Here is a 21,554-nt window from a genome sequence, read left to right on the forward strand (position 1 = left end):
AGTCATTGCGATCAATCCAGTCGATTTACCCAAACGTTTGGGTTGCGCAATGCTAAGGGGTCGGAAAACAAAAATCGACACCGTGTAAACCCTAGGTTGCCGCGAAAGACCCTAAGACGGTATTCGTGCGTGTATCCTCCAGCCCCATGAACAAATCCCGCCCTGTCACGCTGCAAAGCCTGGCGCGGCAGCTCGGTCTGAACGTGTCGACCGTGTCCCGCGTCCTCAACGGTTCCGACGACGACGCGCGCGCCGCCGCCGCGCCGGACACGGTCAAGCGGGTCCGGGCGCTGGCCGCCGAACTGCAATATCGGACCAACCCCCACGCGGCCAGCCTCAAGACGCGCCGCAGCCGCACCATCGGCGTGCTGGTGCCGCGCCTGTCGGACATGGTGCTGGCCACGATCTACGAAGGCGTGGACGAGGCCGCGGCCGAACACGGCTACCTGACCTTCGTCTCCAACACCCAGGACGAGCCCGACAAGCAGCGCAAGCTGATCGACATGGCGCTGGCGCGGCGCGTGGACGGCCTGATCCTGGGCGACGCCCACAGCCACGACGGCGCGGCGCCCAATCCGCTGCTGGCCGAGCTGGCGCAACGCGACGTGCCGTTCGTGCTGGTCAGCCGCCACGCCGACGACCACTGCGCCGTGACGTGCGACGACATCGAAGGCGGCCGCCTGGCCGCCGAACACCTGCTGGCCATGGGCCACCGGCGCATCGCGGTGATGGTGGGCGAACCGTTCGCCAGCACCGGCCGCGACCGCTCGGCGGGCTTTTTCGCCGCCTGTGCGCGCCACGGCGTCGAGGTGCCCGCCGACTGGCGCATCGAAAGCCCGTTCGACACCGACGCCGGCCGCCACGTGGGCGCGCGCCTGCTGGCCGGCCCGGACCGCCCCACCGCCATCTTCGCGGTCAACGACTTCCTGGCGGTCGGCGTGATGGGCGCGGCGCGCGAACAGGGCCTGGAGGCCGGCCGCGACGTCGCCGTGGTGGGCTACAACGACACGCCGCTGGCGGGCGCCCTGCCCATCGGCCTGACCACCGTCCACTCGCCCATGCATCAGATGGGACGGCTGGGACTGGAACTGCTGCTGCAGAAGATCGACGGCGGCGCACCGGGCAGCGTGCGGCTGGCGCCGTCGCTGGTGGTGCGCGGCAGCAGCGATCGGCCGATACCAGGCTGAACCGCGCCAACAGGCCTGCACGCCGGCCGCACGACCCACCGCCAGGCCCGATCGGCCAGGATGATCACCGCTTTCCTCAGCGCCGCGCCGGCTTGAGCGCGCGCGTCGCCAGGAACGTCGGCAGGTAGCGATCGATCAGGAAGCGCGGCCGTGGCTGGCGGTCTTCATGGAAACCGGCCAGCAGGAAGCCGGCGTCGAGCTGGCCGCCGATCTGGTCCTGCAGGCTGTGGCCGAACACCAGCGCCTCGCCGCGGTCGCGCTTGGCCTGCAACGCGTCCGCGTCAAGCGCCGCGGTGTCCGCGTACGGCAGGGCATGCACCGGCCGGATCAATCCGTCCTGCGCATAGCGCGGGTCGCGGTCGCCGACGAACACCACCGGGTTGTAGAAACTGGACAGCAGGCTGCCGCCGGGCCGCAGCACGCGAAAGCACTCGCGCCACACCGGCCGCACGTCGGGCACGTAGAGGTTGGAGATCGGGTGGAACACCACATCGAAGGACTGGTCGGCAAACGCCGACAGGTCGCGCATGTCGCCCTGCACGGTGGCCAGCGCCAGGCCGTCGCGGGACGCCACGGCGCGGTCCTGCGCCAGCTGGCGCTCGGACAGGTCGAACACGGTGACGTCGGCGCCGGCCGCGGCCAGCACCGGCGCCTGCTGGCCGCCGGCGGACGCCAGGCAGAGGATGGCCAGGCCCTTCACCTCGTCGAGCCAGCCGGCCGGCAACGGGCCGGGCGTCAGGCGCACGGCCCAGTCGCCGCGGCGGGCGGCGGCGATGATGTCGGGGGTGACGGGGCGCGACCACTCGCAGTCTTGCGCGGCGAGCTGGTCCCAGGCGGCCTGGTTGTGGGCAATGAGGTCGAACGGATCGTGTGCGGGCATGAAGCCTCCGGAGTCGTGATGCGGACAGGGCCGCGCGGCGCGCGGCTGGCGGGCGAGTTGGCGCAACAGGCCCGGCGTGGAGACCCGGCATCACGGACGGCGCGGCCCGCTCGTCGGGCGAGGCGGGCGCGTCAGCGGATGGGGTCGCTTCAGGCAGCGAGGATCACGTCGTCATACTCCGGTGGGATGGCGGCCATTCTAGCGCATGGCGCGGCGGCGTCGGGTCGCCCCGGACCGCGCAACACCGCGCCGGCTACCCCACCGTCCGCTCGGCCTCCAGCGGATGGAAACAGGCCACCGTGCGCTCCCCTGCCCCCGCCAGCGCCGGCGCCTGCTGCTTGCAATCGGCCTGCGCCCGGGCGCAGCGCGGATGGAAAGCGCAGCCCGGCGGCAGGTGCGTGGGCGCGGGAATCTCGCCTTCGATGCGCGCCAGCCGGATGCGCGCCCGCGGGTCGGGCACCGGCGAGGAATCGCGCAGCACCCGGCTGTAGGGATGCAGCGGCCGGTCCAGCACCTGCGCGGTGGGCCCGCGCTCGATGATGCGGCCCAGGTACATGACGCAGACCGTATCGCAGAAATGGCGCACCACGCCCAGGTCGTGCGAGACGAACACGAACGACAGGCCGCGGTCGCGCTTGAGCCGTTCCAGCAGTTGCAGGATCTGCGCCTGCACCGATACGTCCAGCGCCGATACCGGCTCGTCGGCCACGATCAGTTCCGGGTCCAGCACCAGCGCGCGGGCGATGCCGATGCGCTGGCGCTGGCCGCCGGAGAACTCGTGCGGATAGCGGTCCAGCGCCGACAGCGGCAGCCCCACTTCCTGGATGGTCTGCTCGACCTTGGCGCGGATCCAGGCCGCGTCTCCGCGGCGGTGCACGCGCAGCGGCTCGGCCAGGGCCTGGCGCACGGTGCGGCGTGGGTTGAGCGAGGCATAGGGATCCTGGAACACGATCTGGATGCGCTGGCGCAGCGCCCGCAACGCGGCCGCGCCGGCCTGGCGGATGTCGTGGCCGTCGAACACGATGCCGCCCTCGTCCGGCTCGATCAGGCGCAGCAGGGTGCGCGCCACCGTCGATTTGCCGCAGCCGGACTCGCCCACCAGCCCCAGCGACTGGCCGCGCGCGACGCTGAACGACACATCGTTGACCGCCCGCACCGTCTGCCGGGGCCCGCCCAGCCAGCCGCCGCCGCTGTCGAAGCGCTTGACCAGATTGCGTACCTGCAACAACTCGCTCATGCCACGTCCTTGTACGGTTCGGCGCGCACCACGCAGCGCACCTGGTGTCCCTGGCCGATGGCGGCCAGCGGCGGGCGGCTGCTCTCGCAGCGCGCCTGCCTGAGCCGGCAGCGCGGCGCGAAGGCGCAGCCGGCGGGCATGGCCGTGATCGCCGGCACGCCGCCGGGGATGGATTCCAGTTCCTGGTTGTCGGCGTCCACCCGCGGCATGGCGCGCAGCAGCGCCTCGGTGTAGGGGTGCGTCGGCCGCGCGAACAGCGTATCCACGTCGGCGGTCTCGACCACCTCGCCCGCATACATCACCGCGACGCGGTCGGCGATCTGCGCCACCACGCCCAGGTTGTGGGTGATGAACAGCACGGCCATGCCGTGCGCCTCTTTCAGGTCCGACAGCAGGCTCAGGATCTGCGCCTGGATGGTCACGTCGAGCGCCGTGGTGGGCTCGTCGGCCAGCAGCACGCGCGGCTTGCAGGCCAGCGCCATGGCGATCATGACGCGCTGGCGCATGCCGCCCGAAAACTGGTGCGGATAGTCGCCGAAGCGGCGCGCGGCGGCGGGGATCTTGACCTCTTCCAGCACCGCCAGCGCCTGGCGCCGCGCCTCTTTCCACGACACGCGCCGATGCAGCCGGATGGCCTCGGCGATCTGGTCGCCCACCGTCATGGTGGGGTTCAGCGACGTCATCGGTTCCTGGAAGATCATGGCGATGGCCTCGCCGCGCAGCTTGCTCATCTGCTTCTCGGACAGGGCCGTCAGGTCCTGGCCATCCAGCAGCACCTGGCCGCCGCCATGGCGCGCGCCGGCGCCGGGCAAGAGGCGCAGCACCGACAGCGCGGTCACGCTCTTGCCGCTGCCGGATTCGCCCACCACCGCCAGGGTTTCGTTGCGGCCGACGCTGAGCGACACGTCGCGCACCGCGGCATGCCAGGCGCCGCCGGCGCGGAATTCGGTGCGCAGCGCGCGCAGTTCCAGCACGGGAGCTTGGGTCTCTGGATTCATGAACGCTCCGAACGCAGCTTGGGGTCGATGGCGTCGCGCAGCGCGTCGCCCAGCAGATTCAGCGCCAGCACGGTCAGCAGGATGGCGACGCTGGGGAACACCGTCAGCCACCAGGCGTCCAGGATGTTCTCGAAGCCTTCGCGGATCATGCCGCCCCAGGTGGCCGCCGGTGGCGGCACGCCCAGGCCGATGAAGCTGAGCGAGGCCTCGGTGCGGATGGCCGAGGCCATCCACAGCGACCCCAGCACCACCACGTCGGACACCATGTTGGGCAGGATGTGCACGCCCATCAGGCGCAGCGGGCCATAGCCCAGCGCCCTGCCCGCCTCGACGAAGTCACGCTGCTTGAGCGCGATGGTGGGCGCGCGCGCCACCCGCACGAACGGCGCGATCTCGGTGATGGCGATGGCGATGATCAGGTTTTCCAGGCTGGCCCCGAGCATGGCGGCCACCATCAGGCCCAGCAGCAGCGTGGGGAACGACAGCAGCACGTCGACCAGGCCCATGATCAGTTGGTCCACCAGGCCGCCGACGTAGCCGGCCAGGATGCCGAGCGCCGAGCCGATGCACATGGCGATCAGGATGGCGACGAAACCCACCAGCAGCGACACGCGGGCGCCGTAGATCAGGCGCGACAGCACGTCGCGGCCGTAGCTGTCGGTGCCGAGCCAGAACTCGGCCGAGGGTGGCTCCAGCCGGTAGGCGATGTTCTGCTGCAGCGGATCGTGCGGCGCCAGCCACGGCGCCAGCACGGCGGCCAGCACGATCAGCAGCAGCAGGCCGATGCCGACCCACGACAGGCGGTTGCGGGACAGGGCCTGCCACAATGCATTGGGGCGGGCGGGGGAAGCGGCGGCGATGGCGCTCATTGGTATTTCACCCTCGGATCGACCAGCCCGTACACCAGGTCGGTCAGCAGATTGACGACGATCACGCACGACGCGAACACCACCATCAGCCCCTGCAGCAGCGTGTAGTCGCGGCTGTTCAGGGCGCCCAGGATCAGCTTGCCCAGGCCGGGGCGGTTGAACACGATCTCGGTCAGCACCGAGTTGCCGATCAGCGTGCCGAAGTACAGGCCCACCACGGTGACGATGGGGATCAGCGCATTGCGCAGGCCATGCCGCACCACCAGGCGCCAGGGCCGCACGCCCTTGGCGCGGGCGGTGCGCACGTAGTCCTCGCCCATCACGCCCAGCATGGATGAGCGCGTCACGCGCATGACGTAGGCCATCATGATCAGGCCCAGGTTGAAGGCCGGCAGCACCAGGTTGCGCAGCTGCGTGCCCCAGTCGCTGCCGCCGCCGCTGCCGATCACCGGGAACCAGCGCAGCTGGATGGCGAACACCAGCAGCATCAGGATGGCCGACACGAAAGCGGGAAACGACAGCCCGGTCAGCGACAGCAGCCGGCCCAGATAGTCGGGCCAGGCGTTGCGGCGCAGCGCCGCCCAGATGCCCAGCGGCAGGCCGAAGGCCACGCCGATCAGGATGGCGGCGGCCGTCAGCTGCAGGGTCCATGGCAGCACCAGCGCCACCTCCTGCAGCACGGTGCGGCCGCTGGCCATGGAGACGCCGAAGTTGCCCGTCAGCATGTCGCCCAGGAAGCGGCCGTACTGCACGTAGGTCGGCAGGTCCAGGCCCAGCCGCAGGCGCAGCGCGGCCAGGGCTTCGGCGCTGGCCTGGTCGCCCAGCATGACGGCGGCCGGGTCGCCCGGCACCAGGCGCACCAGGATGAAGACCGCGGTCAGCATCGCCAGCAGCGTGGGGATCGCCAGCAGCAGGCGCTTGATGGCATAGCGCATCATGATGATTGCTCCTTGGCCGGCGGCGACAGCAGCCGCTCGGCCCGCAGATTGCCGATGGCGCGCGCGGTGTGGCCGCGCAGCGCCAGGTCCGCCAGCGCCGCGCCCACCACCGGCACCAGCTCGAAGCCATGGCCCGAGAAACCGAAGGCGTGCAGCACGCCGGGCGCGTTGGGCGACGGGCCGATCACCGGCAGCATGTCGTCGGTCTTGGCCTCCAGCCCGGCCCAGACCCGCACGATGCGGATGTTGCGCACCGCCGGGAACAGGTCGGTGGCGGCGTGCGCGCCCTTGGCCAGCACCCGCATGCGGGCGGTGGAGGTCTCGCGGTCCAGGTCCGGAATGCCCTGCAGGCCGCCGCCGATCACCAGCGTGCCCTGGTCCGACTGCTTGAATGACAGCGAGCGGCCCATGATGGCCACCACCGGCTTGATGAAGGGCCGCAGGCGTTCGCTCACCATCATCATCGACGACTTGGTCGCCAGCGGAATCTCGTCGCCCGCCATCGCCGCGATGCGCGCCGACCAGGCGCCGGCCGCGTTGATGACGCTGGGCGCGGTCCACGGGCCGGCCTCGGTCAGCACGCGCCAGTCCTGGCCCTGCCGTTCCAGGCCGGTGACGCCGCAGTGCTCGATGATGGTCACGCCGGCCTGCTCGGCGCTGGCGCGGAAGGCGCGCAGCGCCCGATGCGGATCGGCCGCGCCGTCGCGCCGGGCGATCGACGCGCCCAGGCAATGCGGGCTCAGGTCCGGCAGCAGGCGGCGCAGTTCGTCGGGGCCGATCAGCTCTTCGTGGGTGTAGCCGCGGGCGCGCAGGTCGGCGACGCGCGCCTCCAGCTTGGCCAGCGCCGCCGGCGTCTCGGCCACGCAGATCTGGCCGTTGGCGTGAAAGCCGCAGTCGTCGCCCACCAGCGAGGCCATGGCGTGCCACATGTCCATGGCCTCCAGCGACAGGTCCAGCTCGCCCAGGTCGCGGTTCAGCGTGCGCACCCCGGCGGCAGTGGCGCCCGAGGCGTGCCGGCCCACCCAGTGTTTTTCGACCACGACCACCCGCCGGCCCTCGCGCGCCACGTGCAGCGCGGCCGACAGGCCATGCAGGCCGCCGCCGATCACGATCACATCGCAATGCCGTGCGCTCATGCCTGTTCTTCCTCGATGTCCAGCGAAGCCAGCTCGCCCAGCGTCAACGGCTTGAGCGGCGGGCGGATGCGGTAGAAGCCGACCTCGGCCACCGGCCGTTGCTGTTCGGCGGCGACGATGTGGGCGATGGTGTAGCCGCACTGGCGGCCCTGGCACGGCCCCATGCCCGCGCGGGTGTACGACTTGATCTGGTTGGGACCGGGCTGGCCGATGGCGGCGGCGCGGCGGATGTCGCCGGCGGTCAGTTCCTCGCAGCGGCAGACGATGGTGTCATCGGACGGCGCGAAGATGCCGGCGCGCGGCGGATACAGCGCGTCCAGCATCGGCCGCAACCGCAGCAGTCCGGCCAGGCGCGCGCGCAGCGGCGCGGCCAGCGCGTCGGCCGCGGACTGCGCCAGGCGGCCGGCGTGCAGCGCGACGCCCGCCGCCACCAGTTCGCCGCGCACGCAGGCGGCCTGCGCGCCGCCGATGCCGGCGCCGTCGCCGGCCACGTAGATGCCGGGCCGGCTGGTCTGGCCCCAGGCGTCCAGGTCCGGCGCCAGGCAGGCCTGTTGCGCATTCCAGCTGTGGGCGCATTCGAGCGCGCGGGTCATGTGGATGGACGGCACCACGCCCTCGTGCGACAGCAGCACGCTGGCCGGCGCCCGGGCGGTGACGCCGCCGGCGGTGTATTCGATTTCCCGCAGGCGATCGCCGCCCAGCGCGCGCAGCGCCGTGACGCCGCGCACGCGCTTGACGCCGGCGGCGCGGATCTCGCGCAACCAGGCCAGGCCCTTGCTGACGTCGCCCCAGGCCGACAGCGCGTCGCCCAGCCACGGCAGCGCGCGGCGCCAGCCGCCGGGCGGCGAGGTGTCGAGCCAGCCGGCGACCTGACCGCCGGCGCGCAGCAGCTGCGCCATGTACAGCAGCGGCAAGGGGCCGCTGCCCGCCACCCAGACCGGCTCTGCCGGCACCTGGCGCGAGGTCTTGAGCAGGATCTGGGCCGCGCCCACGGTCAGCACGCCCGGCAGGGTCCAGCCCGGGAACGGCGCGGGCCGTTCCTGCGCGCCCAGCGCCAGCACCACGCGGCCGGCCCGCACCACCTCGGCACGGCCCTGGCGCGTCATGTAGACGTGCCAGTCGGGTTCGATCTGCCAGACCTGGGTATCGGGCTCGTAGAACGCGCCACAGGCGCGAAAGCGCTCGGCCAGGCCGGCCCCGGCGCGGTATTCGTCGCCCAGCAGGCGGCCGGTGGGCGTGGCCGCCACCGCCTCGACCGCGCGCCAGATCTGGCCGCCCGGCGCCGGCTGTTCATCCACCACCAGCACCGTCAGGCCCTGCGCGCGCAGGCCGATGGCCGCGCTCATGCCGGCCGGGCCGGCGCCGATCACCACCACATCGAATTCACGTTTCATGGCAGCACGCTCCGCTTGCCGAACTGGCGTTCCACGCGCATGCCGTCGCGCACGGTGACCAGGCAGGTCTGGGTCGAGGCCACGCCGTCGACGATGGCCAGGCAGTCGAAGCACACGCCCATCATGCAGAACGGGGCGCGCGGGCTTTCGTGCACCGGCGTGGTCCGGCTGGCGGGCGTGCGCTGGCGCAGCAGCACCGCGGCCACGGTCTCGCCCGGGGCCGCGCTGACGGCTTCGCCGTCGATGGTGAGCGTCAGCGCGGGCGCGTCGGACTCAGGCAGTTTTCTGAACATTGAAGCGCTCATGGTGAAAGGCATCCAGGGAATCGAGCGGCGCGCCGCCGGCCAGCGCGCGGGCATAGGGCCCCGCGTGGAACGACGCCAGCGTCACGCCGGAATGGCAAAGCGCGATGGACACGCCATCGTGGGTCGGGGAATCGGCATAGACCGGGGCGCCGTCGGGCGTCATCACGCGCAGGCAGGACCAGTGGCGCACCAGCCGCGCGCCGGCCAGGCCGGGCAGGATGCGCAGCGCGTTGCGGCTCATGCGGGCGGCGGCGGCCGAGGTGGTGCCCAGGTCGTAGCCCACCTCCTCCTGCGTCAGGCCCACCATCACGGTGCCCTCGCCGGTCTGGCGCATGCCGCTGGCGGGCACCGGCAACAGCGGCGCCAGGCGTTCGGTCACGAGGATCTGGCCGCGCTGGGGCCGCAACGGCACCTCCAGCCCGGCCATGGCGCCGAGCGCGGCCGAACCGAGGCCGGCGGCGATCAGCAGGCGCGGCGCGCGGGCGCGCAGCGCGCCGGCCGTCACTTCGACGCCGCCGCCCGGCAGGCCGGCGATGGCGCTGACCGCATGGCGGTTGCGCAGTTGCCCGCCGCGCCGCAGGAAGGCGGTCTGCAAGGCGGCCAGCAGACGCAGCGGATTGACGTGGCCGTCCTGCTCGCCGAAGCTGGCGCCGGCCACGGCGTCGCCCAGCCGCAGGGACGGGAAGCGGCGCCGCAATTCGGCGCGGTCCAGTATGTGCGTACAGGCGGGGGCTTCGGGCGCCTGCCGGTGCCAGTTGCCGATGCGCTGGGCGCGGCTGGCCAATTCGTCATCGCTCAGGCAGAAGTGCAGCCCGCCTCGGCATTCATAGTCCAGCGCGATGCCGCTGTCTTCCTGCAAGCGGCGCGCGAATTCGGGCCAGGCCCGCACGGCCTGGCGCGACAGGCGCTGGTAGGCGGGATTGCCGTGGCCCTTGCCCTGCAGCCACACCAGGCCGAAGTTGGCCTTGGCGGCGCGGTAATCGGTATCGGCGCCGTCCAGCAGCAGTACGCGGTTGCCCTGCGCGGCCAGGCCGTAGGCGGCGGCCGCGCCGACCATGCCGGCGCCGGCCACGATCACGTCGTAGTCATGCGCCATGGCGAAGCGTCCTTGCATCGTGTCCGGCCACGCTATAACCTTCGCGACTGGCAAACCGGTTGCCGCCCTTTTTGGTTATGGCATGAAAGAGACCCTGAACCTGCGGCAGATCGAGGCCTTCAAGGCGGTGGTGGAACATGGCACCGTGAGCCAGGCCGCCATCGTGCTGGGCGTGTCGCAGCCCGCCGTCAGCAAGCTGCTGGCGCACCTGGAAGCCGATACCGGGCTGACGCTGTTCGACCGCGTGCGCGGCAAGCTCGCGCTGACCGCGCGCGGCATGCGGCTGTACCAGGAGATCGAGCGCGTCTTCAGCGGCCTGCGCCAGGTCGAGCAGGCGGTCGATTCGATCCGCCGCGACGAGCAGCGCACGCTGACCGTCGGCGTGCTGCCGGCGCTGTCGGGCGCCTTCATCCGCCGCGCCACCATGCAGTTCCTGGCGCGCCATCCCGACGTGCGGGTGTCGATCCAGATCCGCGGCTCGCTGTTCCTGGCCGACTGGCTGGCCACCCGCCACATCGACGTGGCGCTGGTCGGCAGCCGCGTCGACAACCCGTACATCGAGCGCGAGGCGCTGTTCCGCTATCCGCTGGTGTGCGCCATGGCGGTCAACCACGAACTGACGCGCAAGCGCGTGATCCGGCCGCGCGACCTGGACGGGCTGCCGTTCGTGTCGTTCGGCGCCGACAGCCAGACGCAGGAGCTGGTGCGGCAGGCGTTCGACGGCGCGGGCGCCGGCCTGAACGTGGTGCTCGACAGCAGCACGGCGCCGACGGTGTGCGAATTCGTGGCCGCCGGCCTGGGGGTTTCCTTGATTCATCCGCTGTTCGCCGAAGGGTTCCAGAACCGCCTGGTGCTGCGGCGGTTCGATCCGGAGTTGAATTTCCATTTCCAGCTGTGCCGCACGCAGGCATCGCGCAACGCGGCATTGGTCGAGACCTTCATCCAGGAAGCGCGCGACGTCGCCGCGCAGATCTCCCGGGAAGTGCTCAAGGGCCAGTGAACCCGCCGCGCACGGGGCGCCGGCCCGCCCGGCTCAAGGCGCCTTGAGCGTGGTCAGCTCGGTCACGGGCGGCTGCAGGTTCAGCGCGCCCTTGAGCGCGTAGCCGTAATTGACGCGGTCGCCGTGCACCCACACCTGCTTCAGGCCGAACAGCGGCACCGCGCAGACGTCGCCATGGATCTTGGCTTGCGCCTCCTTCCACAAGGCCAGCTGGCGCGCCGGATCGGGTTCGACGCGGGCCTGGCGGATGGCGTCGTCGGCCACCGAGCAATGCGAGAAGTTCGACATGGCGGCCGGCGCGCCGATGGCCGCGGCCGAGTCGTAGAACTCGGTCAGGTAGGTATCGGCGTTGGGAAAGCGGGCCGCGCCGTAGAACACCAGGCCGCTCAGGTCCTGGCGGCTCTTGGCCTGGTAGGTGGCGTGGTCCACCACTTCCATGTTGAGCTTGATGCCGGCCTTGGCCAGTTGCGCCTGCACGATCTCCATGATGGGCTGCTGCGCCGAGATGTTGGAGACGATCGACTTGATCTCGATGCCATTCGGGAAGCCGGCCTCGGCCAGCAGCTTGCGGGCGCGTTCCGGGTCATAGGCGTAGCCGCCGGCGCCGCAGTCCTGGCCCAGGTAGCCGTTGGGCACCACCGAGCAGCCCTTTTCGGCCACGTCCTTGCCGGCGTAGCGCACGATCTCGTCGACGTTGATGGCGGCGGCGACCGCCTGGCGCACCTTGAGGTTGTCGAGCGGCTTGATGTTGCGGTTCAGGTGCAGCGTGCGGAATTCGGCCGGCTCGAAGATGTCGACCTGCATGCCGCGCTTGGCCGAACGCTCGACCCAGCGCTGCTCGCGCTTGCCCTGCATCACGTCGATCTCGTTGGAGGTGAAGGCCAGTTCGCGCGCGCTGTCCGACGGGATCATCCGGTACATGATGCCGGCCAGCTTCGGCTTGCCGCGGAAGTAGGCGTCGTTGGCCACCAGCTTCACGTACTGCTGCGTGATGTGCTCGCCGAACGCGAACGGGCCGGTGCCCACGGGCGCGGCGCCGAACTTGTCGCCCAGCTTCTCGGCCGCCTTCTTGCTGACGATGTTGCCGCCGTGATAGTTCGACACGCGGCCCAGGAACGCGGCATCCGGATACTTGAGCGTGAAGCGCACGGTGTAGTCGTCGACCGCCTCGACCTTGTCGATGAGGGCGAAGGTGGCGGCAAAGCTCGACCGGTTGGGATCGGCCGCGCGCTGGATCGAATACACCACGTCCTCGGCCTTGAGCTCGCCATAGCCGGCATGGAACTGCACGCCGTGGCGCAGGTGGAAGGTCCACGTCTTGCTGTCGGGCGAGGCCTCCCAGCGCTCGGCCAGGTCCGGCTCCAGCGCCTTGGGGTCGGCGCTGCCGGCCGGGAAGCGCACCAGCGCGTCGAACATCTGCGCGGCCACGCCCTTGTCGGCGGTGGAAGTGGCGCGATGCGGATCCAGCGTGGCGTTGTCGGCGGCGCCCGAGCTGATGCGCAGCATCGGCCGCTCCTGGGCGAAGGCCGGGGCGCCGAGCCCGGCGCTACAGGCCGCGAACAGCGCGGCGGCGAAGACGAAAGTGGTGGCAGGACGGTTCATGACTTCCCTTGTGTGCCGCGCGTCGGCGGCTTTGGTCATCTGCAGTCAGAGGTACGGCTTGCTGGCAGACTAGAAGCGGGAGAGCATGGCGTCAAAGTCCTTCAAGTCCTTGACCTATTCCCCAGGGTTATATCCTGGCCTTGCGCCGCCTCGCATGCCCGGGAACCGCAGGCGCGGCTAGTGGTTACTACTGATACCGGAAAAAACCGCGATTTCAGGGAAAACACCAACGCCCGATGGCGCCGCAAAGCCCCTTCGGCGAGGACGGTCTTGCTTGACGCTGGCTTGCCATGGACCGTATTCTTATTTGAACGATCATTCCATATAGCACGCCATGCGTACCAAGGATTTCGAACCCGACGAGGTCGCCGACGCCGCCATGCAGGTGTTCTGGCGGCGCGGCTATGCCGCCACCTCCGTGCAGGACCTGGTGGACGGCACGGGGCTGGGCCGTGGCAGCCTCTACAACGCCTTCGGCAGCAAACAGGGCCTGTATGAAGCGGCGCTGCGGCGCTACCACGCGCTGACCGCCGCCAACCTCGACCTGCTGGCCCGACCCGGCAACGCGCGCGAGCGCATCGGCCGTCTGCTGGACTTCATCGCCGACGACGAACTGCGCGAAGCCAGTCGGCGCGGCTGCCTGGTGGCCAATGCCTCGCTGGAAATGGCGGGGCAGGACGAAGTGGTGGCCGAACTGGTGCGGCGCAATTTCCAGCGGCTGGAGAAAGCGCTGGAGCAGATCCTGGCCGAGGGCCAGGCCAGCGGCGACATCGATGCCAACAAATCGCCGCGCGCGCTGGCCCGCTTCATCGTCACCACCATCCAGGGCCTGCGGGTGGTCGCCAAGGGCAGCAATGCCCGCGAGCGGCGCCAGTGGCTGGGCGACGTGATCTCGGTCGCATTGGGCACGATCTAGCGGCCATGCCCTGCCTTTTCCCAACGCCGCCTGGACCTCCCGGCGCCTTTTTTTTTCGACTTTTTCTGGAACGATCGTTCCAATTTATGTTCAATCGGAGTTCCGCATGAGTTTCACCCCTCCCCTGCCTGCCGGCGCCCGTTCCCACGACAGCGCCGACGGCTTGCCGCTGGGCAAGCTGCTGGCCCTGGCGCTGGCCGGTTTCATCACCATCATGACCGAGACCGTGCCCGCCGGCCTGCTGCCGCAGATCGGCCAGGGCCTGGGCGTCTCCGAGGCCCTGGCCGGGCAGCTGGTGACCCTGTTCGCGGCCGGCTCGGTGCTGGCGGCGATTCCCATCATCGCCGCCACCCGCAGCTGGAACCGCCGGCCCCTGCTGCTGCTGGCGATCGCCTGCCTGTGCGTTTTCAATGTGGTCACCGCGCTGTCGACCCACTACGCGCTGACCCTGGCGGCGCGCTTCGTCGGCGGCATGGCGGCCGGCCTGCTGTGGGGACTGCTGGCCGGCTATGCGCGCCGCATGGTGGCGTCGCGCCAGCAGGGCCGCGCCCTGGCGGTGGTGGGCGCGGGCCAGCCGCTGGCCCTGTGCATCGGCGTGCCCGCCGGCGCCTGGCTCGGCAGCCTGATGGACTGGCGCGGCGTGTTCTGGCTGATGGCCGCCGTATCGCTGACGCTGGTCATCTGGGTGCGCATGGCCGTGCCCGACTTCGCCGGCCAGGCCGCGCGCCAGCGCCAGCCGATCGCGCGCACCTTCCTGCTGCCGGGCATCCGCCCGATCCTGTTCGTGCTGTTCACCTGGATCCTGGCGCACAACGTGCTCTACACCTACATCGCGCCCTATCTGATCCACCTGGGCAAGCCGGCCTCGGTCGATCTGGTGTTGCTGGTATTCGGCGCCAGCGCGGTGGTCGGCCTGTGGCTGACCGGCATACTCGTGGACCAGCGCCTGCGCCTGCTGACACTTCTTTCACTGGCGCTGTTCGCGCTGACCGCCTGCGCACTGGGCCTGGCGGGCGGCAACCCGGCGGTGCTGTTGGCAGGCGTGGCGCTGTGGGGCCTGAGCTTCGGCGGCGCGCCGACGCTGTTGCAGACCGCCCTGGCCGACACCGCCGGCGAGCATGCCGACGTGGCGCAGTCGATGCTGGTGACGATCTTCAACCTCGGCATCGCCTGCGGCGGCATGCTCGGCGGCGCCCTGCTGGACACGGCCGGCGCCGGCTCCTTTGCCTGGACGGTGGCCGCGCTGGCCGCGATCGCGCTGCTGGCCGCATGGCGGGCGCGCGGGCACGGCTTTCGCCCCGGTCATCGGCCGTAGCGTCCGGCCAGCGCCGCCAGCGCCGCGAGCATGCAGGCCGCGGCCGCCAGCAGCGTAGCGGGCAGGCCCCAGTGATCGACGCTGGCGCCGCCCGCCAGCGCCCCCAGCGCGATGGCCAGGTTGAACACGCCGACGAACAGCGACGTCGCCGCTTCGACCGCGCCGCGCGCGGCCTGCATCACCCAGGTCTGCAGCGCGACCGACACGCCGCCGTACGACAGCCCCCACAGCAACAGCAAGGCCCCGGCGGCGCCGCGCAGGTCGCCCAGCCAGGGCAGCAGCGCCAGGGTCGCCAACAGGCCCGACACGATCGCCAGCAACGTCACGCGCAGGCGCCGCGCCGCCGCGCCGCCCGCCAGGAAATTGCCGGCGATGCCGGCCACGCCGTAGGCGAACAGCAGCGGGCCGATCCAGTCGGCCGCGAACCCCGCCATCGTCTGCAACACGGGCCGCACGAAGGTATAGGCCATGAAATGCCCCGCCACCAGGAACAGGGTGATGAACAGCCCGCGCCGCAGCCCCGGATTGCGCCACTGATCCGCCAGCTGGCGCGCCGTGACCGACTGCGCCACCGGCAACGGCGGCAAGGCCAGCGCGGCCAACAACAGCACCGCCGCGCTCAGCGCCGCCATCGCGCCAAACGCGCTGCGCCAGCCCGCCAGATTGCCGATCAGCGCGCCCAGCGGCACCCCCAGCACCGAGGCCACCGCCACGCCGCCGAAGATGACGGCGGTGGCCAGGCCGATCGACGCGGCGGGCACCAGCCGGCCCGCCAGGCCGCCGGCCACCGCCCAGATGCCGCCGATGCAGACGCCGACCAGCACCCGCGCGGCCAGGAACGCCGCCATGCCCGGCGCCAGCGCGCTGCCCAGGTTGGCAAGGGCCAGCAACAACAGCAGGCCGCACAGGATGCGGCGCCGGTCGATGCCGCGCGCGCCGATCACCACCAGCGGCGCGCACAGCGCGGCCAGCAGGCCCGGCACCACCATCAGCCAGCCGACGCGGCCCACCGACACGTCCAGGCTGGCGGCGATGGGCACCAGCAGCCCCACCGGCAACATCTCGGTGGTGACGACGCAGAACGTCGCCATGCCGGCCGCCAGCACGCCGGCCCAGGCGGCGCGGGGCGATTCGCCGCGCGCGGCGGCCGGATTGAGGGAAATACCACGGGTCATCGAAAGCCTCTCGCCAAACAGGAACCAGAAAAAACGCCGGACGGGCGCTCGCGCCAGGCCGCCCGGCGACGCTGGCCAGGCCAGTCTACTGATTCCATTTCGCTGATAAAGTAGGCCTTCAACGAAACAAAAGGGACGAATCGTCGCCAATCAGGCGCAGGGTTCCACCCGCTTCTGGAGCCGTTCCATGACGCCGCCCTCCGCTGCCACCGGCATCGACCACATCGGCGACGTGATCGCCTTCATCCGCGTCGCCGACGCCCAGAGCTTCACGCTGGCCTCGGAGCGCCTGAGGCTGTCGCGCTCGGCCATCGGCAAGTGCATCGCCCGGCTCGAACAGGGCCTGGGCGCGCGGCTGCTGCATCGCAGTACCCGCAGCGTCAGCCTGAGCGACGAAGGCCGGCTGTTCTACGAACACGCGCAGCGCATCGTGGCCGAGGTCGACAACGCCACCAGCGTCATGGCCAGCCGCCAGGAGGCGCCGCGCGGCCGCCTGCGCATCGACCTGCCGGTGGCGCTGGGCCGCCTGCACATCCTGCCGCTGCTGGCCGACTACCTGCGGCAGTGGCCCGAGGTCGAGGCCGACGTCAGCTTCTCGGATGAATACGCCGACCTGGTGCGCGACGGCATCGACGTCGCCATCCGCATCGGCGGCGAGGCCGACAGCCGCCTGGTGCGGCGCGTGCTGGCGCCGCACCGGCTCATCACCTGCGCCGCGCCCGCCTATCTGGACCGTCACGGCGCCCCCGCCTCGCCCGACGACCTGGCGCGCCACCAGACGCTGGCCTTCAGCCACCAGGGCGCGCCGGTGCCGTGGCGCTATGCCGGCCAGGGCCAGGAACGCCACATCGCCGTCGCCGGCCGCCTGCGCCTGGGCCATACCGAAGCGCTGCGCGACGCCGCGCTGGCCGGCATGGGCATCGTGCAACTGGGCGCCTTCCTGGTGGGCGACGACCTGCGGCACGGCCGCCTGGTGCCGCTGCTCGAGGCCTACGCCCCGCCCGGCGCGCCAGTGTGCGCCGTGTATCCGCACCGCCGCCACCTGGCGCCCAAGGTGCGCCACCTGATCGACGGCATCGCCGCGCGCTGGGCCGCCGCGCCGCCTTGGGGCGCGTAGGGATCAGCCCAAATTGAATCAGCTATGATGATGATCAGTATCGTTTATTGCGATGCAAATGCCCGTGTCCCGCAGCCTGCCTAGCATAGCGCGGCACCCGGCGCGGCCGTCCGCCGCGCCTGCCTGACCCGCATCACCCATCCCGGAGTTTTTCTTGAGCGCCATCTACCACTTCAGCCGCGGCACCGCGCCGCTGCTGATATCCATCCCCCACCTCGGCAGCCAGATCCCCGACGCCCAGCGCGCCCGGATGACGACCGCCGGCCAGCAGTCCGGGGACACCGACTGGCACCTGGACACGCTGTACCAGTTCGCCGACGCGCTGGGCGCGTCCGTGCTCGGCGCCCGCTATTCGCGCTACGTGGTCGACCTGAACCGCTCGCCCGACGACGAAAGCCTGTATCCCGGCCAGACCAAGACCGGCCTGTGCCCGGCCCACACCTTCCGCGGCGAGCCGCTCTACCTGAACAGCGCGGCGCTCACCGACGACGAGCGCGCCCACCGGCTGCATACCTACTGGCAGCCCTATCACGACAAGCTGCGCGAGGAGCTCGACCGCATCCGCGCCGAGCACGGCACGGTGTTGCTGTGGGAAGCGCACTCGATCGCCAGCGTGCTGCCGCGCCTGTTCGAAGGCAAGCTGCCGGACCTGAACATCGGTACCGCCGACGGCGCCAGCTGCGCGCCCGACATCCTGGAGGCCCTCGCCGAGCGCCTGCCCGACTGCGGCTACTCCACGGCCGTCAACGGCCGCTTCAAGGGCGGCTACATCACGCGCCACTATGGCTCGCCGGCCGATGACATCCACGCGGTGCAGCTGGAAATGTGCCAGTCCACCTACATGGACGAGACCTACCCCTACGGCTACCAGGCCAACGCCGCCGCCAAGGTCATTCCCGTGGTGGAAGGCATGGTGCGCGCCGCGCTGGCGCAGACGCTGGCCCGCAAGCGCTGATCCCGCGCCCGCCCCGACCGCGCCGATGAACCGCCTGCCCTACCGCGACGCGGACCCCTACCCGGACTGGAGCCTGCTGCTGGCCTGGGTGGCGGTGGTGCAGGCGGCATCGGTGTCCGGCGCGGCCCGCCTGCTGGGCCTGTCGCAGGCCGCGGTATCGCAACGCATCAAGCAGCTCGAGGCCGCGCTGTCCACCGAACTGCTGGACCGCAGCACGCGCCCAGCGCGCCCCACGCCTGCCGGCGACCTGCTGTTCGAGCATGCCTCGCGACTGCTGGCGCAAGCCGGCGACATGACCGAAAGCGTGCGCAACCTGAGCCGCGCGCGGCGCAACATCGTGCGCTTCGGCTGCGTCGACTCGTTCGCCGGCACGCTCGGCCCGACCCTGATCCACGGCCTGTCCGGCGCTTCGCGCCAGATCCGGCTGTGGTCCGGCATCACGCCGGTGCTGGACAGGCAACTGGAAGAGCGCCAACTGGACCTGGTGATCAGCACCAGCGCCACCGCCGATCCGCCGGCCATCCGCAAGCTCGGCCTGTTCAGCGAGCCCTACCTGCTGGTGCTGCCGCGCGCCATGGCGCCGGACGACGTCGGTTCACTGGCGCAGCTGGGGCGCCGCAGCCAGTTCATCCGCTACAGCGCGCGCTCGCACATCGGCGCCGCCATCGACCGGCTGCTGGAATCGCGCGGCGTCTTCGTCGAACGCAGCTTCGAATTCGACAACACCGATCCGCTGCTCAGCCTGGTCACGGCGGGCCTGGGCTTTGCCATCAGCACGCCGTTGTGCATCTGGCAGTCGCGCCATTTCATCGGCCAGCTGCGGGTGTTGCCGCTGGCGCCCTATCTGGACAAGACCCGCGCCGACGACCCCGACCTGGCGCGCGCGTTCTATCTGGCGGCGCGGCCGCAGGAAGCCGGCAAGCTGCCGGCCGAGGCCCGCAACGTGATCCTGGTGGCCGTCGAACAGCTGATGCAGCACGACATCGCGCCGGCGCTGGACTTGCCACACGCCTCGCTCTGGCGCAACCTGCGGCGCTGACGCCCGCCGCCGCCCCGGTGGCGCCATGCCGGCATCACGACACCGCGCCCTGCCCATACTTGCCCGTCAACAGCGCGCCGCGCGCGAAACGCGCCAGCGCGTAGGGCGCCAGCGGCACATCCGTCGCCAGCCCCAGGGCTTCCTGCGCCAGCACCCGCCCAACCGCGGGCGACAGCTTGAAGCCGTGGCCGGAAAAGCCGAATCCCGCCACCAGTCCCGCCACGCCGTCGATGCGGCCCAGCACCGGATTCCAGTCCGGCGTCACGTCATACACGCCGGTCCAGGACGACGCCAGGCCGGCCTCGGCATATGCCGGAAAACGCGCCGCCGCCTGCTCGCCAACGCCGGCCACGTAGTCCAGCGCAATGTCGCCCTGCTCCGCCTCGCCGGGCGGCAGCTTTTCGCCGACCGTGCCCTCGCTGACCAGCATCTGGCTGCCGCCGTAGCTGCGGCAATACAGCATGCCGGGCGAGGCCAGGTCCTTGAAGACCGGCATCGAATAGCCGTAGGGCGCCGCCGCGCATTCCAGGGCCAGCACGGCGTGGCGCTCGGGCGCCAGCGGCATCGCCACGCCGGTCCACGCCGCCAGTTCGGCGGTCCAGATGTTCTGGGTGCTGACGACCACGCCGCAGGCGTAGTCGCCCTCGGACGTGGCCACGCCAGTCACGCGCCCGCCTTGCCGCAGCAGGCCGCGCACGGCGACGTTCTCGCGGATCGTCACGCCGCGCCGGCGGGCGGCGCGGGCAAAGCTGGTGGCGACCAGATAGGCGTCGGCAAAGCCGGCCTCCGGCTCGAAGCCGATCAGCGCCGCGTCGTGGAAATCGGCGATCGGCAGCAGTTCGCGCGCTTGCGCCGCGTCCAGCCGCTGCACCGGGATGCCCTGCGCCTGCTGCTGCGCCAGGGCCTCGTCCAGCGGCGCGCGCTTGTCGTCGTCGGCCGCGGCGATCAGATAGCCGCAACGGACCAGGCCGCTGGCCGCGTCCTCGTCGCCGACATAGGCGGCGAAATCGGTGAAGGCGCCCCACGAGCGCCGCGCCAGGTCGACGTTCTCGCGCACCGAATAATGGGTGCGCAGGATGCCCGAGGACTGCGCCGTGGTGCCGGCGCCGATGGTGGCGCGGTCCAGCACCAGCACGCTCTTCGCGCCCAGGGCCGCCAGGTGGAAAGCGACGGAACTGCCCACCACGCCCGCGCCGATCACAATCACGTCATAACGCTTCACGCGCACACTCCCCATGGATGAATGGCGGCAGTGTGACGCCGGCCGCGGCCGGCGGCCGTTATATCAGCGCGACGAATACTGAATAAAAGCGCGGCCTCAGATGTCCTCGGTGTAGCGCTCGACCCGGATATGGAAGTTGTCGATCCGGCCCCATTGGGCGCGCGACGACACCAGCGTTTCCTCGGAGCCGAAGGCGATCATGTATTCGTGCCCGGTGCGCGGATCGCGCCAGGAATGCGGCGGCGCATCCCAGCCACAGCAGCGAAAGTGCAGCGGCTCGAGACCGAAGCGCTGGCGCAGATAGCGTTCGACGCCGGCGGCGTCGGCGCCGTCGAGGCGATAACGCGCCACCAGCGGCTTGCCCTGCCCCCATTCCTGGCGGCAGCCCAGGTATTCGATGGCGTCGGGCTTGTCCCCCAGCACGGCCAGGAAATCCTCGCAGCCGGGCGTGGGCGCGGCCTGCGCCTGCGCCTGCGCCGCGGCAGACGGCAGCAACAACACCGCCGGCAGCAGCAGGGTTCGCAACCAGCGAGCCAGGGCCATCATGCGCGCTCCGTCTTCTGTGCCAGCCGCCAGCGCATCAGGTCATCCGCGCCCGGTCCGGCTTCCACCCGCAGGTCCTGGTGCCCGACGCGGGCGCCGGTGCCTTCCTCGACCAGCCCCAGCTCGACGCGCCGGCCGGTCCGCGCGTTCATGAAGCGCAGCGGCGGCCCGCCTTCCGGCTGCCATTGGTCGCCGACCTGGGCCAGCGCCTGCAGCACCAGGGCGATGTCGCGGCCCTTGGCGGTGGGCAGGTATTCATGGCGGTCGGGGCCGCTCTGGTACAGGCGGCGCTCGATCAGCCCGTTCTGTTCCAGCTGCCTGAGCCGGTCGGCCAGCGTCGCGTTGGCGATGCCGGTGGAGCGGCGCAGGTCGTCATAGCGCCGCAGGCCGAGCACCAGGTCGCGCAGGATCAGCATGGCCCAGCGGTCGCCAACGGCATCGAGCACCGTGGCGATGGAGCAGACCATTCCTTCAAAACTCTTGGCGCGCATGGATTCCCTTTGCCGTGCCGCTGGAACGCGGCCATCGCAGTATCGCAGTCGGGCGGACAACGCTCAAGCGTCCGTGCCACGGCCCTTGCTTTACAACTTCAATAATTGAAGTCAATAATTATACCGACTGATAGCCACC

At 71.0% G+C, this 21,554-nt stretch carries 21 protein-coding genes; 7 read left to right on the plus strand and 14 right to left on the minus strand.

The features are described from left to right. Positions 1–146 precede the first annotated feature (146 nt). A complete protein-coding gene (locus I6I07_RS27125; RefSeq protein ID WP_198484438.1) occupies positions 147–1,187 on the plus strand; it encodes a LacI family DNA-binding transcriptional regulator in 1,041 nt (346 codons plus the stop codon). Between the two features lie 76 nt (positions 1,188–1,263). Here I6I07_RS27125 and I6I07_RS27130 read toward each other — a convergent pair whose 3' ends face one another. The 9 genes from I6I07_RS27130 to I6I07_RS27170 all read right to left on the minus strand — a co-directional run bounded on the left by I6I07_RS27130 (position 1,264) and on the right by I6I07_RS27170 (position 10,040). Beyond that, positions 1,264–2,067 carry a class I SAM-dependent methyltransferase gene (locus I6I07_RS27130; RefSeq protein ID WP_198484439.1) on the minus strand — a complete coding sequence of 268 codons (804 nt, stop codon included), beginning with the start codon at positions 2,065–2,067 and terminating at the stop codon, positions 1,264–1,266. Positions 2,068–2,320: 253 nt separating this feature from the next. Then, positions 2,321–3,304 (minus strand): ABC transporter ATP-binding protein, encoded by a 984-nt coding sequence (locus I6I07_RS27135; RefSeq protein ID WP_198484440.1) that lies wholly within the window; start codon positions 3,302–3,304, stop codon positions 2,321–2,323. Further along, entirely contained in the window at positions 3,301–4,302 is a 1,002-nt protein-coding gene (locus I6I07_RS27140) for an ABC transporter ATP-binding protein (RefSeq protein ID WP_198484441.1), read from the minus strand. The genes I6I07_RS27135 and I6I07_RS27140 overlap by 4 nt, the downstream gene beginning before the upstream one ends. Next, positions 4,299–5,171, minus strand: a complete 873-nt coding sequence (locus I6I07_RS27145) for an ABC transporter permease (protein ID WP_054432107.1) — start codon at positions 5,169–5,171, stop codon at positions 4,299–4,301. Before I6I07_RS27145 ends, I6I07_RS27140 begins: the two co-directional genes overlap by 4 nt. Further along, positions 5,168–6,109 (minus strand): ABC transporter permease, encoded by a 942-nt coding sequence (locus tag I6I07_RS27150; RefSeq protein WP_054475811.1) that lies wholly within the window; start codon positions 6,107–6,109, stop codon positions 5,168–5,170. The genes I6I07_RS27145 and I6I07_RS27150 overlap by 4 nt, the downstream gene beginning before the upstream one ends. Next, entirely contained in the window at positions 6,106–7,245 is a 1,140-nt protein-coding gene (locus I6I07_RS27155) for an NAD(P)/FAD-dependent oxidoreductase (protein WP_198484442.1), read from the minus strand. The genes I6I07_RS27150 and I6I07_RS27155 overlap by 4 nt, the downstream gene beginning before the upstream one ends. Continuing rightward, positions 7,242–8,639 (minus strand): NAD(P)/FAD-dependent oxidoreductase, encoded by a 1,398-nt coding sequence (locus I6I07_RS27160; protein WP_198484443.1) that lies wholly within the window; start codon positions 8,637–8,639, stop codon positions 7,242–7,244. Before I6I07_RS27160 ends, I6I07_RS27155 begins: the two co-directional genes overlap by 4 nt. Then, positions 8,636–8,932 carry a (2Fe-2S)-binding protein gene (locus I6I07_RS27165; protein WP_061071615.1) on the minus strand — a complete coding sequence of 99 codons (297 nt, stop codon included), beginning with the start codon at positions 8,930–8,932 and terminating at the stop codon, positions 8,636–8,638. Before I6I07_RS27165 ends, I6I07_RS27160 begins: the two co-directional genes overlap by 4 nt. Beyond that, entirely contained in the window at positions 8,913–10,040 is a 1,128-nt protein-coding gene (locus tag I6I07_RS27170; RefSeq protein WP_198487690.1) for an NAD(P)/FAD-dependent oxidoreductase, read from the minus strand. Before I6I07_RS27170 ends, I6I07_RS27165 begins: the two co-directional genes overlap by 20 nt. 82 nt (positions 10,041–10,122) lie before the next feature. Between I6I07_RS27170 and I6I07_RS27175 the strand changes: the two genes are divergently transcribed. Then, entirely contained in the window at positions 10,123–11,040 is a 918-nt protein-coding gene (locus I6I07_RS27175) for a LysR family transcriptional regulator (RefSeq protein WP_198484444.1), read from the plus strand. Positions 11,041–11,073: 33 nt separating this feature from the next. Here the strand turns inward: I6I07_RS27175 and I6I07_RS27180 are convergent, their stop codons facing one another. Then, positions 11,074–12,642, minus strand: coding sequence for an ABC transporter substrate-binding protein (locus I6I07_RS27180; protein WP_198484445.1), 1,569 nt, complete (start codon positions 12,640–12,642; stop codon positions 11,074–11,076). Positions 12,643–12,976: 334 nt separating this feature from the next. Between I6I07_RS27180 and I6I07_RS27185 the strand changes: the two genes are divergently transcribed. Beyond that, the gene (locus I6I07_RS27185; RefSeq protein ID WP_198484446.1) at positions 12,977–13,558 is read left to right on the plus strand and encodes a TetR/AcrR family transcriptional regulator; all 582 of its coding nucleotides are present in this window, start codon (positions 12,977–12,979) and stop codon (positions 13,556–13,558) included. 106 nt (positions 13,559–13,664) lie between these two features. Next, a complete protein-coding gene (locus tag I6I07_RS27190) occupies positions 13,665–14,873 on the plus strand; it encodes an MFS transporter (protein ID WP_198484447.1) in 1,209 nt (402 codons plus the stop codon). Here I6I07_RS27190 and I6I07_RS27195 read toward each other — a convergent pair. Further along, positions 14,861–16,048, minus strand: coding sequence for an MFS transporter (locus I6I07_RS27195; protein WP_232625767.1), 1,188 nt, complete (start codon positions 16,046–16,048; stop codon positions 14,861–14,863). The two genes, I6I07_RS27190 and I6I07_RS27195, sit on opposite strands and share 13 nt — an antisense overlap. Positions 16,049–16,235: 187 nt before the next feature. Here I6I07_RS27195 and I6I07_RS27200 point away from each other — a divergent pair, with 187 nt between their 5' ends. The 3 genes from I6I07_RS27200 to I6I07_RS27210 all read left to right on the plus strand — a co-directional run bounded on the left by I6I07_RS27200 (position 16,236) and on the right by I6I07_RS27210 (position 19,159). After that, the gene (locus tag I6I07_RS27200) at positions 16,236–17,165 is read left to right on the plus strand and encodes a LysR family transcriptional regulator (protein WP_198484448.1); all 930 of its coding nucleotides are present in this window, start codon (positions 16,236–16,238) and stop codon (positions 17,163–17,165) included. A gap of 154 nt (positions 17,166–17,319) precedes the next feature. Beyond that, entirely contained in the window at positions 17,320–18,120 is an 801-nt protein-coding gene (gene hutG, locus I6I07_RS27205) for an N-formylglutamate deformylase (protein WP_198484449.1), read from the plus strand. Between the two features lie 25 nt (positions 18,121–18,145). Further along, positions 18,146–19,159 carry a LysR family transcriptional regulator gene (locus tag I6I07_RS27210; protein WP_198484450.1) on the plus strand — a complete coding sequence of 338 codons (1,014 nt, stop codon included), beginning with the start codon at positions 18,146–18,148 and terminating at the stop codon, positions 19,157–19,159. Between the two features lie 34 nt (positions 19,160–19,193). Here the strand turns inward: I6I07_RS27210 and I6I07_RS27215 are convergent, their stop codons facing one another. From I6I07_RS27215 to I6I07_RS27225, 3 genes are all read right to left on the minus strand, one after another. Further along, positions 19,194–20,381: an NAD(P)/FAD-dependent oxidoreductase gene (locus tag I6I07_RS27215; protein WP_198484451.1), complete on the minus strand. Its 1,188-nt coding sequence runs from the start codon at positions 20,379–20,381 to the stop codon at positions 19,194–19,196. Between the two features lie 96 nt (positions 20,382–20,477). Further along, positions 20,478–20,927, minus strand: a complete 450-nt coding sequence (locus I6I07_RS27220) for a DUF4952 domain-containing protein (protein WP_198484452.1) — start codon at positions 20,925–20,927, stop codon at positions 20,478–20,480. Beyond that, entirely contained in the window at positions 20,924–21,391 is a 468-nt protein-coding gene (locus I6I07_RS27225; protein ID WP_232625768.1) for a winged helix-turn-helix transcriptional regulator, read from the minus strand. The genes I6I07_RS27220 and I6I07_RS27225 overlap by 4 nt, the downstream gene beginning before the upstream one ends. Positions 21,392–21,554: the final 163 nt, after the last annotated feature.

The sequence above is a fragment of the Achromobacter deleyi genome (assembly GCF_016127315.1).
In the GTDB taxonomy this organism is placed as follows: Bacteria; Pseudomonadota; Gammaproteobacteria; order Burkholderiales; family Burkholderiaceae_B; genus Achromobacter; species Achromobacter insuavis_A.